Source organism: Mesorhizobium sp. M0174, from assembly GCF_040322275.1.
Taxonomy (GTDB): domain Bacteria; phylum Pseudomonadota; class Alphaproteobacteria; order Rhizobiales; family Rhizobiaceae; genus Mesorhizobium.
The window spans coordinates 286,583-302,261 of the sequence record NZ_JAMYTB010000004.1; the positions used below are offsets into that span (position 1 = coordinate 286,583).

The following is a 15,679-nucleotide window of genomic DNA, read 5'->3' on the forward strand; positions in this document are numbered from 1 at the left end:
ATGTTCATTCTGCCAGCGATGCGGGCTTCAATAAAGGCATCGTAATTGGCGGGGTATGAGAATGCATTGCACGATCGTGGGCGCACCGATCCAGGCCGGCTCAGGCCGCATGGGCTGCGAGATGGGGCCGAGTGCGCTGCGCACGGCCGGCCTGGCCACCGCACTGACCGAGCTCGGCCATACGCTGACCGACCTCGGAACGATCGTCCCGGCCGACATGCGTCCTGTCGTACACGGCAACGCGGCGGTGAAGGCGCTGCCGGAAATTGCCGCCTGGACGGCAGCAATCAGCGAAACGGCCTATGCCGCGAGCGCCGATGCGATGCCGATCTTTCTCGGCGGCGACCACAGCATTTCGGCCGGTACGCTCGCCGGCATTGCCCGCCGGGCCGCGAATGCCGGCCGGCCGCTCTTCGTGCTGTGGCTCGATGCGCACCCCGATTTTCATACGCTCGACACGACCACCAGCGGCAATTTGCATGGTGTGCCGCTGGCCTACGCCAGCGGGCAGCCCGGCTTCGAGGGCTATTTCCCCCGCCTTGCAGCGCAGGTGGACCCGGCTCGCATATGCGCGCTGGGGATCCGCAGCGTGGACCTGGCGGAAAGGGAAGCGTTGCGCAGAGCCGGCGTGACGGTCCATGACATGCGTTCGATCGACGAGCACGGCATTGCGCAACTGCTTCGCGCCTTTCTCGAGCGGGTGAGCGCCGCCAACGGCATGCTGCACGTCAGCCTCGACGTCGATTTTCTCGACCCGTCGATCGCCCCGGCGGTCGGCACCACCGTTCCAGGTGGCGCCACCTTCCGCGAGGCGCATCTGGCAATGGAAATGCTGCATGACAGCGGCCTCGTCACCAGTCTCGACCTAGTCGAGCTCAACCCTTTTCTCGACGAACGCGGCCGCACCGCCACGCTTCTGGTCGACCTGACCGCGAGCCTGATGGGCCGGCGGATCATGGACCGTCCGACGAGGGGGTTCTGAGCCATGACCGTCAATTTGAACATCGTCCCGTTCGTCAGCGTCGACCGCATGATGAAGCTGGTGCTTGCCATCGGCATCGAGCGCTTCCTGCTTGAGCTTGCCGCCTATATCGAAGAGGATTTCAGGCGCTGGGAGCTGTTCGACAAGACGCCGCGCATCGCCTCGCACAGCGTTGACGGCGTGATCGAGCTGATGCCGACCAGCGACGGGCAGCTCTATGGGTTCAAATACGTCAACGGCCATCCGAAGAATACGCGTGACGGCCGCCAGACCGTGACCGCTTTCGGCGTGCTTGCCGATGTCGGCAATGGCTATCCGATGCTGCTTTCGGAAATGACCATCCTGACGGCGCTCAGAACCGCCGCAAGCTCGGCGGTCGCGGCGAAATACCTCGCTCCCGAGGCTGCCAGGTGCATGGCGATCATCGGCAATGGCGCGCAATCGGAATTCCAGGCGATTGCGTTCAAGGCGCTGCTTGGCGTCGACAGGCTGCGTCTCTACGATATCGACCCGGCGGCCTCGACGAAATGCATGAGGAACCTTGCCGGCATGGGTTTCGACATCAAGCTCTGCGCGTCGGCGCAGGAAGCCGTCGAAGGTGCAGAGATCATCACCACGGTTACCGCCGACAAGCGGTCGGCAACAATCCTGACCGACAACATGGTCGGATCCGGCGTGCACATCAACGCGGTTGGCGGCGACTGCCCGGGCAAGACCGAGCTGCATCGCGACATTCTGCTGCGCTCGGACATCTTCGTCGAATATCCGCCGCAGACGCGCATCGAAGGCGAGAGCCAGCAGCTCGATGCGGATCACCCGCTCACCGAATTGTGGCAGGTGATGACAGGAAAGGCAGCAGGCCGGACGGATGCCCGACAGATCACATTGTTTGACTCCGTCGGCTTTGCGATCGAGGATTTTTCCGCGCTGCGCTACGTCCGCGATCAGCTGCAGCGGACCGGCCTTTACGAGGAACTAGACCTTCTGGCCGATCCCGATGAGCCGCGCGACCTGTTTGGCATGCTGCTGCGCGCCGAAAAAGCGACCGGGCTGGCGGTTGCCGGCAGCTGAGCTGCGATCCCGTCGGTCAGTCCTTCTTTTCCTGATACAGGCGCTCGGTCGCACGCTCGCTTTCCCTGCGCTCCGCCGGGCCGCGACGGCGCTGCGTGAGCAGGGCGTAGGCGATCAGGACTGCCAGCAGCAGTGGACCGCCTGCAACAACGAGCAACCACAAACTATTCCCAGACATCGACCGTCTCCTTTCCCTCACAACCGGAAAGGACCCGAACCGTTCCTCCGTCTTGTTGGATGTCGCCCGCAGGACGTCGTGCGATTCAGGATTTTGTGCCGCGAGCAGGACGTTCCACGCCTTGTCTGCACTCAGGATGCCCTTATCTAGACTCTTATCGTTCGGTCACATGCACTCTCTGCGAAGTGAAGGGAACCACAAGGGCTTTCCAACATTTGGTTGTTCAAGAGACAAACATGCAGCCACATCGGCTCCGGGGCTAGGAATACCATGCGTGAGAATCAATCCGACGTCTTCGATCTGTTTTCCGAGGTTTACAAGAATGCGGCGCAGGAGGAGATAAGCCTGCAGCAATATCTGCTTGCCTGCCGCGAGGACAAGTCGATGTACGCCTCGGCGCCCGAGCGGATGGTCGAGGCGATCGGCGAGCCGACCTTTGTCGATACCAGCAAGGACGAGCGGCTCGGCCGTATTTTTTCGAACCGGACGATCAAGATCTATCCGACCTTCGCCGACTTTTACGGCATGGAGGATACGATCGAGCGTATCGCCGGTTATTTCCGCTATGCCTCGCAAGGGCTCGAGGAACGCAAGCAGATCCTCTATCTCCTCGGCCCGGTCGGCGGCGGCAAGTCCTCGCTTGCGGAGCAGTTGAAAAGGCTGATGGAGCAGCGTCCGATCTATACGCTGAAGGTCGGCGGCCAGGTCAGCCCGGTCTTCGAATCACCGCTCGGGCTGTTCGATCCCGACCGCATGGGCGACCTTTTGGAGGACAAATACGGCATCGCCCGGCGGCGGCTGACCGGCCTGATCTCGCCCTGGGCGGCCAAGCGTCTCGACGAATTGTCCGGCGACATCTCCAAATTCAGCGTCGTCAAGCTGATGCCGTCCAGGCTTCGCCAGATCGGCATCGCCAAGACCGAGCCGGGCGACGAGAACAACCAGGACGTTTCGGCCCTGGTCGGCAAGGTCGACATCAGGCAGCTGGAAAACTTCAGCCAGTCCGATCCGGACGCCTATTCCTATAGCGGCGGGCTGAACCGGACGACGCAAGGACTGCTCGAATTCGTCGAGATGTTCAAGGCGCCGATCAAGGTGCTGCATCCGCTGCTGACCGCCACCCAGGAAGGCAGCTACAACGGCACCGAGAATTTCGGCGCTTTCCCCTATCAGGGCATCATCGTTGCCCATTCCAACGAATCGGAATGGCTGCAGTTCAAGAACAACAAAAACAACGAGGCGTTCCTCGACCGCATCCTGGTGGTCAAGGTGCCGTATTGCCTGCGCGTCACCGAAGAGCGGCAGATCTACGAGAAGCTGTTGCGCGAAAGCGAACTGGCTAACAGCCCCTGCGCTCCGGAAGTGCTCGACATCCTCAGCCGGTTCACCGTCTCGACCCGCCTGGCCGAACACGACAATTCGCCGCTCTACACCAAGATGCGCGTCTATGACGGCGAGAACCTCAAGGAAACCGATCCCAAGGCGAAGTCGGTCCAGGAGTACCGAAACGCCGCCGGTGTCGATGAAGGCATGACCGGCGTCAGCACCCGCTTCGCCTTCAAAATCCTGTCGCAGACCTTCAACTACGACACCGAAGAGGTGGCCGCCGATCCGGTGCATCTGATGTACATCCTGGAAGAGGCGATCAAGCGCGAGCAGTTCCCGAAGGAAACAGAGGCGGACTATCTCGATTTCATAAAGTCGGAGCTGGCCACCCGTTATGCCGAGTTCATCGGCCACGAGATCCAGAAGGCCTATCTGGAATCCTACAGCGAATACGGCCAGAACCTGTTCGACCGCTACATCGCCTATGCCGATGCCTGGATCGAGGATCAGGACTACAAGGATACCGATACCGGCCAGATCCTCAATCGCGAGGTTTTGGACAACGAACTGTCGCAGGTCGAAAAGCCGGCCGGCATCGCCAATCCCAAGGACTTCCGCAATGAAGTGGTGAAGTTCACGCTGCGCGCGCGGGCCAGAAACCATGGCCGCAACCCGTCATGGACGAGCTACGAAAAGCTGCGCGAAGTCATCGAGAAGCGGATGTTCGGGCAGGTCGAGGACCTGCTGCCGGTGATCAGCTTCGGCTCCAAGCAGGACAGCGTGACGGAGAAGCGGCATACCGAATTCGTGCAGCGGATGATCCAGCGCGGTTACACCGAACGCCAGGTTCGCCGGCTGGTGGACTGGTACATGCGGGTGAACAAGGCGGGTTGAAGCCAGCCCGGGGTAACATATGCCGATCTTCATCGATCGCCGACTGAACCCGAAGGACAAAAGCCTCGGCAATCGGCAGCGTTTCCTGCGGCGGGCGCGCGAAGAGTTGAAGCGCACGATCCGCGATCAGATCCGCACCGGCAAGATCGCCGACGTGGACGCCGAGCATGCCGTTTCGATGCCGGCGCGGGGCACCGGCGAGCCGAGCTTCAACGATGCCAGGAACAGCGGCAGCCGCCAGCACGTCCTGCCCGGCAACAAGCATTTCTCCCCAGGCGACCGGCTGCCCAAGCCCGGCCAGGGCGGCGGCATGGGGTCCGCCCCGGGGAGAACCGAATCGGAGGACGATTTCCGTTTCGTGCTGTCGCGCGAAGAGGTGCTCGACCTCTTTTTCGAAGACCTCGAACTGCCTGACATGGTCAAGCTCAACCTCAAGGAGATCCTCGCCTTCAAGCCGCGCCGGGCCGGCTTCGCCGCGACCGGCTCGCCGACCAACATCAATGTCGGGCGCACGATGCGCAACAGCCATGGCCGCCGCATAGCGCTCAGGCGTCCCAAGCAGGAGGACCTCGATGCGATCGCGCAGGAGATTGCGTCGCTGGAGGCGAAGCCGCAAAACGTCGAGATGCGCCAGCGCATCGTGGCGCTGCAGGAAGAGTTCGATCGACTGGAGCGTCGCCGCAAGCGGATCGCCTATGTCGACCCGGTCGATATCCGCTTCAACCGCTTCGACGCGCAGCCGGTGCCGAACGCCAACGCGGTGATGTTCTGCCTCATGGACGTGTCCGGTTCGATGGGCGAACGCGAGAAGGATCTGGCCAAGCGCTTCTTCGTGCTGCTGCACCTGTTCCTGAAGCGGCGCTACGACCGGACCGAGGTGGTCTTCATCCGCCACACCCACGAGGCGCAGGAGGTCGACGAGGAAACCTTCTTCTACAACACCCAGAGCGGCGGTACGGTGGTTTCCACCGCGCTCGAGGAGATGCACCGCATCGTCGAGCAACGCTATCCCAGCCGCGAATGGAACATCTATGTCGCCCAGGCCTCGGACGGTGACAATTTCGTCACCGATTCCGAGCGCTGCATCGCCCTGCTCGACGAACAGATCATGCGGCTGTGCCAGTATTTCGCCTATGTCGAGATCCTCGACGAGCGCGAGAGCCACATCTTCGGCGCTACCGACAACGGCACGTCGCTATGGCGTGCCTACAGTGCGGTCAAGCTGAGGTGGTCGAATTTCCAGATGAGCCGCATCGCCACCGCGGCCGACATCTACCCGGTTTTCCGCCAGCTCTTCGCCAGACAGCCGGGCTATCAAAAGAGCGGTGAAAGAGGGGGCTGATGGCGAGCAGATCCGGGCTGCTGTTTTCCGGTTCCGACTGGGATTTCAGGACGCTGTCGCGCGCCTACGAGACCATCGAGGCGATCGCCACCGAAGAGCTCCACCTCGACACCTATCCGGTACAGATGGAGATCATCTCGTCCGAACAGATGCTCGACGCCTATTCCTCGGTCGGCATGCCGCTGATGTACCGGCACTGGTCCTTCGGCAAGCACTACCTCTACCAGGAACTGCTCTATCGCAAAGGCGGGCGAGGGCTCGCCTATGAACTCGTCATCAATTCGAATCCCTGCATCGTCTATCTGATGGAGGAAAACACCATGGCCCTCCAGGCCCTGGTGACGGCGCACGCAGCACTCGGCCATAACCATTTCTTCAAGAACAATTATCTTTTCCGGCAGTGGACGGACGCCGGCGCCATCCTCAGCTATCTCGACTTCGCCAAGGGCTATATTGCCCGCTGCGAGGAGCGGCACGGCGTCGATGCGGTGGAAGAGATCCTCGATGCCGCACACGCGCTGATGGAACAGGGCGTGTTCAGATATCACCGGCCGCCGAAGCTGTCGTCGGAAAAGCAGCGCGAGGGCCTTCGCGAGCGCCTGGAATACGAGGAGCGCTCCTACAACGATCTGTGGCGCACGCTGCCGCCGTCCAAGGACGGCACCAAGGTCCGCGAGACGGACACCATGGCGGAGCGCAAGAAATCGCTCAAGCTGCCCGAGGAGAACCTGCTTTATTTCCTGGAGAAGAACAGCCTGATCCTGGAACCGTGGCAGCGTGAGGTTATCCGGATTGTCCGCGTTATCGCGCAATATTTCTATCCACAGCGCCAAACGCAGGTGATGAACGAGGGCTGCGCCACCTTCGTGCATTACACGCTGATGAACCTTTTGTTCGACCGCGGGCTGATCGGCGAAGGTGCCATGCTGGAGATCCTGCGCAACCATTCGAACGTGATCTTCCAGCCGGGCTTCGACGATCCGCGCTTTTCCGGTATCAACCCTTACGCGCTGGGTCTCGACATGATGCAGGACATCCAGCGCATCTCGACCGCGCCGACGGCCGAGGACCGCGACTGGTTCCCCGATATCGCCGGCAACGGCAACTGGCGCCAGACCTTGCTGGACGCCTGGGCCAACCATCGCGACGAGTCCTTCATCCGCCAATATCTGAGCCCTACCCTGATACGGAAATGGCGGTTCTTTGTGCTTGCCGACGCTGCCAACGACCCCCATTACGAAGTCGCCTCGATACACAATGAGCGCGGCTACGAGAGTATCCGCAGCGCACTCGCCCACAGCTACGACATCGGCGCCAGCCGGCCTGACATCCAGGTGGTGGATGTGGACCTGCTCGGCGACCGGCATCTGCGCCTGCAGCACAAGGTCAAGGACGGCATCGTGCTGGAAGGCGGCAGCCGCGACGCCACGCTGCGCCACATCCGCAAGCTCTGGGGCTACGAGGTCAGCATGGTCGCGGTCGACGCGCAGACCGGCGCCAGGCTCCACGAACGCTCGACCAGCCAGATCGGGGAATGACCGAACAGCCTGCCGGCGAAGTCGGGCGCCTTTTCAGGATCACCAACCACCCTGTCTACGCGCGCGCCACGAGGGCATGGTCGGGAGCAGGAAACATGCGCGCATTGACGATCGCCACGCTTCTGTTGGTCGCCGTCTCGATGGCGCTCTCGCTCGCGCACGCTTTGGAATTGCCCGGCAAGTTGCGCCTCAAGGAGGCCACCTACAGATCAGTGCAGGCGATCTACTATCCCGGCTTCACAATCGGCGGGTTCGCCGAGATCGGCGGCATCATTGCACTCGCCGTCCTGCTTTACCTGACGCCCTATCCAAGCGCCCGATTCTGGTGGACCTTGGCGGCGCTTGTCTCATTGCTGGCGGAGCACGCGACCTATTGGTTGGTCACCCACCCCGTCAATAATTTCTGGGTGCAAGACACTGTCCTGCCGAAATCCGCCGCGACGTTTTTTTCAATGTTCTCTCGAAAGCAGACCGGCGACTGGAGAGATTTGCGCAACGTCTGGGAGGCTTCGCATGTGGTCAGGGCAGGCCTGGCAATGCTGAGCCTCGTCTCAATTGCTGTCGCCGCGACATTTTTTGCCGAATAGCCCCAGGGATTAAGGTCAAGGGACGGACCCGGCATCGTATTGACTTAACGTCAAGCGATCCGGCCGTTCAGCGGTCGGCGCGATGCTTGTTGTGGGCGCTTTCCTGGTGCTCGCCGCGGATGATGTTGCGATCGTCGGGATCGGCAATATCCTTCGGGTCCGATCTGAGCTCGGCACCGCGCCGGAACGCCTCGCGCTCTTGCCTGGTCTTTTTCAAATCCGCTTCCGCGTCGAAATCCTTGCCGGCGTTTTTCGTGTTCTCGCGCTCTTCGATGATGCGCAATTGCTGCTCATGAGTCTTCTTTCCGGCCATTGGTGACCTCCTTCCTTTCGATTTTCCGCTTCCCCAAGTTCCAGATTCGCTACAGCCCGAAAGGATAAGTCTCGGGAAGGCCTGTCCCCGCATGCTCCGGCCCAAGCGGCGTCACGGCATTGGTCTCATCGAACCAGACGAAAGCATCGAACTGGCGGGCGAGCGAGGCGTCGGCATAGTGGCTGTGGAGCTCGGTCTCGGGCCGGTAGATGACGCCGATAAAGCGTTCCAGCCGGCGCTCCAGAAGCCGTTGGCGCAGCGTGTCGTCGCGCTCGAAATCGAGCAGGAAAGGCGAGACGCCGCTGTCGTGGCAAAGCCGCTCATAGCTGTCGTTGTGGGAAGGCCGAACCGGTTTCACTTCCATGTCGCCGTCCCAGTCGGTGGCAGCGGCCACCGTCCCGGAATGCGTACTGAGCCCAATCAAGGCAACCTCGTCGCCAAAACGCTGGCGGCAGAGCTGGCCGATGTTCAATTCGTCCCTGACGATCCCCATCTCGGTATAGCGGGCATCGCCAATATGGGAATTATGTGCCCACACCACCGCCTTGGCGTTCGGGCCGCGGGCCTGCAGCAGGTGCTCCAGCGTTTCGAACATGTGGGTGTCGCGCAGGTTCCAGGATTGCGCGCCGCCATAATACATGGTGCGGTAATAGCGCTCGGCGGAGGCGACCAGGCGGGCGTTCTGGGTGGCGTCGAGGAAATCGAACCCGTCCTGCTGCGCATAGTCGAGCTCTCTGGCAAGCAGTTCCCGGCATTGCTCGAGCACGGCCTTCTCGCATTTCTGGTAGCCGGAGGTGAGTGCGACACGGCCATAAGTGGCCGGGTCGTTCTGCCACGGAGTCAGGCAGCCGTAGCGTTCGCGTGCGATCCTCGCCGCCTGCGGATCGACCCGGTCGAGATATTGCAGGACCGCCGCGATCGACCCGCCCATATTGTAGATGTCGAGGCCATAGAACCCGGCCCGCCGGGAGGATATCCTGATCCGCTCATTATGCTCTCGCATCCAGTCGACGAACGCCGCGACGTCGGTGTTGCGCCACATCCAGGTGGGAAAGCGCTGGAACGGCGGATCGGCGCCCGGCCGTGGTGGCCGGTGGCGGACGTAACGGTCGATCGCCGCGGCATCGGGCCAGTCGGCCTCGACCGCGACGATGGTGAAGCCATGCTTCTCGATCAGCCTGCGAGTGATCGCGGCGCGCGCACGATAGAACTCCGACGTGCCGTGGCTGGCTTCGCCGAGCAAGACGACGCGGCGGTCGGCAAACCGGTCGAACAGCGCACCGAAGGCCGGATCGTCGAAAACCGGAAGCGGTTCGGCGGCGGCCGCTATCATCTGCGGCAGGCTGCTCCTGCGCTGATGCCGGTGCGGAAGATCGGCCGCTATCTGGCTGTCGCTGCCTGGCTCGCCCCAGCCTTGCTCGCCGATCAGCGGAACAAACCGCACGCCGCCGAAATCCTCCTCGGTGTAAGTTGCTGCGCCGGTCCGGGTGACCTTGAGTAGGCGCTGCGCGTCGAATTCATCGCCGACCGGGATGATAAGCCGGCCGGCGACGTCGAGCTGTTCTTGCAGAGCGAGCGGTGCGCCGGGTCCAGCGGCTGCAACCAGGATCGCATCGAAGGGTGCAGCCTCTGGCCAACCCTTGGTGCCGTCGCCGGTGCGGACTTCGATATTGTCGTAGCCAAGCTTTTTAAACCGCTGCCTTGCCGATTCAGCCAACGCGGCGTGGCGCTCGATGGTGTAGACACGTTCGACGATCCGGCTCATTACGGCAGCCGCATAGCCCGAGCCGGTGCCGACCTCGAGAACATGGTCACCGGCTCCGACCCCGGCCATTTCGATCATCAACGCAACGATATAGGGCTGCGATATCGTCTGACCTTCGGCGATCGGCAGCGGCCCGTCTTCATAGGCAAATTCTTCAAAACCGGGCTCGACGAAAGCCTCGCGCGGGACCTCGCGCATCGCCTGAAGGACATTGCGGTCGCGAATGCCACGGCGGCTTAGGTGAATGTCGACCATTTGGTTGCGGGCATGGGAGAGATCGAGCATTTTTTGCTCCTCCTACGGGCCTCCGCCACAATCGCCCAAGCTGCTCAACGGCACTTTGGCCAGTCGATGTCCCGGGGGCCTCGGCAGTCCCCTTGGATTCATGCAATGCGGTGCAGCTTCCTAACCGTTGGCAAGCCCCGAGGTTCCCCAAAAGACCGACCCGCTTTTTGTCGCGCGAGGCGGGTTGCAGGATCGGCAAGCGGGAGCTGGCCGCGCCCGCCCAAACTTATTTCGAGGCAAATCCTTTCTCCGAGGCGACGCCACTCCAGATAACGACGGACGAGGGTATTCCGGAGGCATTCCATGAACGACGAGGCCCGCACGACTGCGCAAACAACCGGCCTTGACCAGATGGATCTGATGGACCGCTACTGGCGCGCCGCGAACTACATCTCGGTTGGTCAGATCTATCTGCTCGACAATCCGCTCTTGCGCGAGCCTTTGCGGCCCGAGCACATCAAGCCGCGGCTGCTCGGCCATTGGGGCACGACGCCCGGCCTCAATTTCATCTATGTGCATCTGAACCGGATCATCCGTGAACGTGGTCTCGATGTTCTGTTCATCTGCGGGCCGGGTCACGGCGGCCCGGCAATGGTCGCGAACACCTGGCTCGAGGGCACCTACAGCGAAATTTATCCCGAGATCGGCAGGGACGAAGACGGCCTGCGAAAGCTGTTCCGCCAGTTCTCGTTCCCCGGCGGAGTGCCGAGCCACGCGGCCCCGGAGACACCCGGCTCGATCCACGAAGGCGGAGAGCTCGGCTATGCGCTGGTCCATGCCTTCGGCGCCGCCTTCGACAATCCGAACCTTGTGGTTGCCTGCGTCGTCGGCGACGGCGAAGCCGAGACCGGCCCGCTCGCCGCGGCCTGGCATTCCAACAAGTTCCTGAACCCGGCATCCGACGGTGCCGTCCTGCCGATCCTGCATCTCAACGGCTACAAGATCGCCAGCCCGACGATCCTCGGCCGTATGGAAGACGAGGCGTTGCGCAGCCTGTTCCTCGGCTATGGCTACGAAACCTTTTTCGTGGAAGGCCACGAGCCTGCCCCGATGCATCGGGAGATGGCCCGCACGCTCGATACCGTGCTCGACCGGATCCACTCCATCCAGGAGCCTGCACGAGCCGCGGGCTGGAAGGGAGAGCGGCCGCTGTGGCCGATGATCGTGCTGCGCAGCCCAAAGGGCTGGACCGGGCCGAAAGAGGTCGACGGCAGACGAGTCGAGGATTCCTGGCGTTCGCACCAGGTGCCGGTGTCGAACGCGCGCGGCGACGCGGCGCACCGCCAGATCCTCGAAGACTGGATGCGCAGCTACGAACCGAAGACGCTGTTCGATGAAGGCGGGCATCTCCTGGCGGAGATCGCGGCGCTGGCGCCCATAGGGCCAAGACGCATGGGCGCAATCCCCTACGCCAATGGCGGCCTGCTGAAGCAAGACCTCGTGCTTCCCGACTGGAAAGGCCTGGCGCTCGACGTACCGCGTCCGGGCGGCACTGTTGGGGAGGCGACGCGGACCGTGGGGAGCTATCTTCGCGACGTGATCCGCTTGAACGCCGAGGCCAGGAATTTCCGGCTGATGGGACCCGACGAGACGTCCTCGAACCGCCTCGACGACGTGTTCGAGGTTACGGACCGGGTCTGGATGGAGCGGATCGAGTCTTACGACGTTCATCTTTCCCGCGGCGGCCGCGTCATGGAAGTGCTCAGCGAGCACCTTTGCCAGGGCTGGCTGGAGGGCTATCTGCTGACCGGCCGCCACGGCCTGTTCTCGTGCTACGAGGCGTTCGTCCACATCGTCGATTCCATGGTCAACCAGCATGCCAAATGGCTGAAGACCTCCGGCGAACTTGCCTGGCGCAAGCCGATCGCCTCGCTAAACTACCTGCTGACCTCGCATGTCTGGCGGCAGGATCACAACGGCTTCAGCCATCAGGATCCAGGCTTTGCCGATTTCGTCGCCAACAAGAAGGCCGACACGGTAAGGCTCTATTTCCCGCCGGATGCAAACACGCTACTGTGGATAACCGACCATTGCCTGAAAACCTACAACCGCATCAACGTCATCGTCGCCGGCAAGCAGCCGGCGCCGCAATGGCTGTCCGCCGAGGACGCGGAAGCGCACTGCAAGGCCGGCGCGGGCATCTGGGAATGGGCCGGGACGGTTGCCAAGGGCGAAGATCCGGATGTGGTCCTGGCTTGCGCCGGCGACGTGCCGACGCTGGAGACGCTTGCCGCAGCCGACATCCTGCGCTCGGGCGTTCCGGACCTGAAGATTCGCGTCGTCAATGTCGTCGACCTGATGATTTTGCAGTCGAATTCCGAGCATCCGCATGGCTTTGCCGACCATAGATTCGACGCGCTGTTCACCAAGGCCAAGCCGGTCATCTTCGCCTATCACGGCTACCCCTATCTCATTCACCGTCTGACCTACCGGCGCGCCAACCACGACAACATGCATGTGCATGGCTTTCGCGAGGAAGGCACGACGACGACGCCGTTCGATATGGTCGTGCTCAACCAGCTCGACCGCTATCATCTGGCGCTCGCCGCGATCGCGCGCGTGCCGGGGCTGGCCGAGCGGGCGAAGGAGCTTGCCGCGGCGCTGCATGGGAAATTAGCCGAGCACAAAGCCTATGTCCGCGAACATGGCGAGGACATGCCCGAGATCCAGAAATGGTCCTGGCCGCAGGACGGCGCGACAAGGGCCGGCGATTGATGCGACGATCGGTCCTTGCGTTGAATGCCGGCTCGTCGAGCATCAAGTTCGGACTTTACGACCTTGCAGCATCCGCCGAGCTGGATCTTGCCTCGCGCGGCTCGCTGGATCTGGGCGATGCGCCAAGGCTGACCGCGAAAGCCGCCGATGGCGAGTTGCAGTGCGATCGGCCACTTGCCGCTGACGCATCACGCGACATGGGCCTCGGCCAGATGCTGCAATGGATCGAGAACGAACTTGGCGGAAGGAAACTGATCGCCGGCGGCCATCGCATCGTCCATGGCGGGCGCGAGTTCGTCGAACCTGTTCGCCTGACGCCGACAGTTATCGAGGCTCTCGACAGACTGACGCCGCTTGCGCCATTGCACCAGCCGCGCAGCCTCACACCAATCCGGGCGCTTGCCACGCTGCGGCCCGACCTGCCGCAGGTCGGATGCTTCGACACGGCCTTCCATAGGACCATCGAGCCTCTGGTCAGCCGTTTTGCGCTGCCGCGCCGCTATGAGGCAGACGGCATCCACCGCTACGGCTTTCACGGGCTTTCCTACGAATATGTCACGGGCCGGCTCAAGCAGATATCGCCCGATCTGGCGGCGAAAAGAACCATCGTCGCCCATCTCGGCAACGGGGCGAGCCTGTGCGCCATGCGCGACGGGAGAAGCGTCGATACGACGATGGGCTTTTCGGCGCTTGACGGCCTGGTCATGGGCACACGCTGCGGCGCCATCGATCCGGGCGTGCTTTTGTACCTGCTGCTGGAAAGAGGTGTTTCGGGAGAGGCGCTGCAAGACATGCTCTACGAGGAATCCGGCCTGCTCGGTGTGTCCGGCATTTCCGGCGACATGCGCACGCTGGAGGCCAGCGACGACCGCCGGGCGCGCGAAGCGGTGGAGCTTTTCGCCTTCCGCGCCGCCAGGGAAGTTGCCGCCCTCGCCAACACGCTGGGCGGGCTGGAATGCCTGGTGTTCACCGGCGGCATCGGCGAGCACTCTGCCGCGGCCCGCAAAGCGATTTGCGGCAGGCTTGGCTGGCTCGGCGTGGCGATCGACGAAGCCGACAACAACTCCCATGAAGCGCTCATAAGCCAGGCGGACAGCAAGGTCGAAGTCCGCGTCATCGCGACCGACGAAGAAGGCGTCATCGCCCGCCACACGCGCAAGGTGATCGACGGGCCTGGCTGATGCGGATGGCCTTGAATGGCGCTTGCTCGGCCGGCTACGTCGCGACGGCGGCCGATCTGTTGAACACGATGGTCACCCGCGTTCCTTTGCCGGGGGCAGAATCCACCTCGAACCGGGCTTTGGCATTTTCAGTCAGCGATTGAGCGATCAACGCTCCGAGCTTGCCGGGTTTCGGCCAGGTCTCGCCTTCGGGCAGGCCGATGCCGTCATCGGCGACTACGATGCGAAAACCGTCTCCGTCGACGATGCTGCGCAGCGTGATCGTCCCGCCTTCGCGACCCAGAAAGGCGTGTTTCAGCGCGTTCGTCAAAAGCTCATTGACCACCAGACCCGTTGGCATCGCCACGTTGATGGACACGGGATAGGCATCGACCTTCATGTCCAGCCGGATGCCCTGCATGGCGTGCGACGTCATCACGGCGGAAGCGATCTGGCTGAGATAGACGCCAAGGTCCACTTCGGCCTTCTGTTCGTCGACCGACAGCGTCTGGTAGAGAATTGCGAGCGCGTCGACGCGGCCGGCGAGGCGCTCGAAGCGTTTCTGATCGGGTGACGCCGCACTGCGGGCCTCCAACCTGATGAGAGCCGTGATCATCTGGAGATTGTTCTTCATCCGATGCTGCAACTCGCGCAGCAGCATGTCCTTTTCCCGAATGCGTTGTTCGATGGCCTCGCTGTCGCTTGCCTTGTGCGCGGTAACGTCGACAAGGGCGACCAGTCGAAAGGACCGTCGCCCACGCTCGTCCTCGATCAGGTTCGAATAGACATCGACGATGGCTGGCGCTGCTGCGGCACGTTGTATCCTGAATCTTCCCGCGCGATCGATATCCTCGACGATGGCCCGGGCCAGCGGCCGGTCCTTGTATTCGCTCAAGCCTCCTCCGCTCAGTGCGGCCCAGTTCCAGCGCTCGAGCTCGGCGACGGATACGCCTGACAATTTCTGGAACTCGGAATTGACATAGACGACACGTTCGTCGCCGCTGAGATCGGAAATTGCGATCGCGATCGGCAGCTGGTCGAGAAATCTCTTGAATTGTTCGCTATCCAGCACGCCCGCCAGATCGGGGGTGTCGAGCAATTGCTGGATCTGCTCGGTTTTTTCGGCTTCGGCGGACATTCCAGGCTTTCGATGTCTTCGGGTGGGACCATGATCAATATCAGGTCATTCGCCAACTGCGAAGTCCGCTCATTGCCGTTGCGCCGCCCATGGGCGGACAGCCGAGATCATGGTTGAGAAAGCGTCTGAAGGCTCAGTTCGAATGGCTCTGCTCGACCAGATGATACTTGTATTGGTCGCGAATATGTTCGTTGAAGAACCGGCCCTTCGACGAAGCCTTGCGGAACGCGGCGTGGACCTGCGGCGGAACGTCCTCGTAATCATAGCGGTTTCCGCTCGGGACGAACCACACCGAGAGTACCCTCGTCGCCGGCTGGTAGTCGATGTTTCTGATCGCAGTTGAAGGCATCTCGACAGCTCCAATGCTCGGCAGTGCTCCAATCCA

General features: G+C 62.3%; 13 protein-coding genes. 8 read left to right on the forward strand and 5 right to left on the reverse strand.

The genetic code is table 11. From position 1 onward, the window contains the following. Positions 1 to 61 precede the first annotated feature (61 nt). On the forward strand, positions 62 to 982 hold the full coding sequence (gene rocF / locus NKJ13_RS10895) for an arginase (RefSeq protein WP_352476948.1): 921 nt from the start codon (positions 62 to 64) through the stop codon (positions 980 to 982). Between the two features lie 3 nt (positions 983 to 985). Further along, complete coding sequence (ocd, locus tag NKJ13_RS10900) at positions 986 to 2,053, forward strand: ornithine cyclodeaminase (protein ID WP_352736883.1); 1,068 nt, start codon at positions 986 to 988, stop codon at positions 2,051 to 2,053. A gap of 16 nt (positions 2,054 to 2,069) precedes the next feature. Here ocd and NKJ13_RS10905 read toward each other — a convergent pair whose 3' ends face one another. Then, entirely contained in the window at positions 2,070 to 2,231 is a 162-nt protein-coding gene (locus tag NKJ13_RS10905; protein WP_254815787.1) for a hypothetical protein, read from the reverse strand. 270 nt (positions 2,232 to 2,501) lie between these two features. On the opposite strand from NKJ13_RS10905, the gene NKJ13_RS10910 reads away from it, so the two are divergent. From NKJ13_RS10910 to NKJ13_RS10925, 4 genes are read left to right on the forward strand one after another with little or no spacing between them, the layout of a single operon-like run. After that, the gene (locus tag NKJ13_RS10910; protein ID WP_254815786.1) at positions 2,502 to 4,451 is read left to right on the forward strand and encodes a PrkA family serine protein kinase; all 1,950 of its coding nucleotides are present in this window, start codon (positions 2,502 to 2,504) and stop codon (positions 4,449 to 4,451) included. Positions 4,452 to 4,470: 19 nt separating this feature from the next. After that, positions 4,471 to 5,793 (forward strand): YeaH/YhbH family protein, encoded by a 1,323-nt coding sequence (locus tag NKJ13_RS10915; protein WP_352476946.1) that lies wholly within the window; start codon positions 4,471 to 4,473, stop codon positions 5,791 to 5,793. Next, positions 5,793 to 7,331 (forward strand): SpoVR family protein, encoded by a 1,539-nt coding sequence (locus NKJ13_RS10920; RefSeq protein ID WP_352736885.1) that lies wholly within the window; start codon positions 5,793 to 5,795, stop codon positions 7,329 to 7,331. Before NKJ13_RS10915 ends, NKJ13_RS10920 begins: the two co-directional genes overlap by 1 nt. Next, positions 7,328 to 7,918 carry a DUF1772 domain-containing protein gene (locus tag NKJ13_RS10925; RefSeq protein ID WP_352736887.1) on the forward strand — a complete coding sequence of 197 codons (591 nt, stop codon included), beginning with the start codon at positions 7,328 to 7,330 and terminating at the stop codon, positions 7,916 to 7,918. The genes NKJ13_RS10920 and NKJ13_RS10925 overlap by 4 nt, the downstream gene beginning before the upstream one ends. A 67-nt stretch (positions 7,919 to 7,985) precedes the next feature. On the opposite strand, the gene NKJ13_RS10930 is transcribed toward NKJ13_RS10925, so the two are convergent. Then, on the reverse strand, positions 7,986 to 8,231 hold the full coding sequence (locus NKJ13_RS10930) for a hypothetical protein (protein ID WP_023720508.1): 246 nt from the start codon (positions 8,229 to 8,231) through the stop codon (positions 7,986 to 7,988). Positions 8,232 to 8,280: 49 nt separating this feature from the next. Beyond that, positions 8,281 to 10,281 carry a protein-L-isoaspartate(D-aspartate) O-methyltransferase gene (locus NKJ13_RS10935; RefSeq protein ID WP_352736888.1) on the reverse strand — a complete coding sequence of 667 codons (2,001 nt, stop codon included), beginning with the start codon at positions 10,279 to 10,281 and terminating at the stop codon, positions 8,281 to 8,283. Between the two features lie 303 nt (positions 10,282 to 10,584). On the opposite strand from NKJ13_RS10935, the gene NKJ13_RS10940 reads away from it, so the two are divergent. Both NKJ13_RS10940 and NKJ13_RS10945 read left to right on the forward strand, forming a co-directional pair. Continuing rightward, positions 10,585 to 12,996 (forward strand): phosphoketolase family protein, encoded by a 2,412-nt coding sequence (locus NKJ13_RS10940; RefSeq protein WP_352736889.1) that lies wholly within the window; start codon positions 10,585 to 10,587, stop codon positions 12,994 to 12,996. After that, a complete protein-coding gene (locus tag NKJ13_RS10945; RefSeq protein WP_352736891.1) occupies positions 12,996 to 14,177 on the forward strand; it encodes an acetate/propionate family kinase in 1,182 nt (393 codons plus the stop codon). The genes NKJ13_RS10940 and NKJ13_RS10945 overlap by 1 nt, the downstream gene beginning before the upstream one ends. Positions 14,178 to 14,211: 34 nt before the next feature. Here NKJ13_RS10945 and NKJ13_RS10950 read toward each other — a convergent pair whose 3' ends face one another. Together NKJ13_RS10950 and NKJ13_RS10955 are read right to left on the reverse strand one after the other, a co-directional pair. Then, positions 14,212 to 15,294, reverse strand: a complete 1,083-nt coding sequence (locus NKJ13_RS10950; RefSeq protein ID WP_352736893.1) for a sensor histidine kinase — start codon at positions 15,292 to 15,294, stop codon at positions 14,212 to 14,214. Positions 15,295 to 15,427: 133 nt separating this feature from the next. Beyond that, complete coding sequence (locus tag NKJ13_RS10955) at positions 15,428 to 15,643, reverse strand: KTSC domain-containing protein (RefSeq protein ID WP_352736894.1); 216 nt, start codon at positions 15,641 to 15,643, stop codon at positions 15,428 to 15,430. Between the last annotated feature and the right edge of the window lie 36 nt (positions 15,644 to 15,679).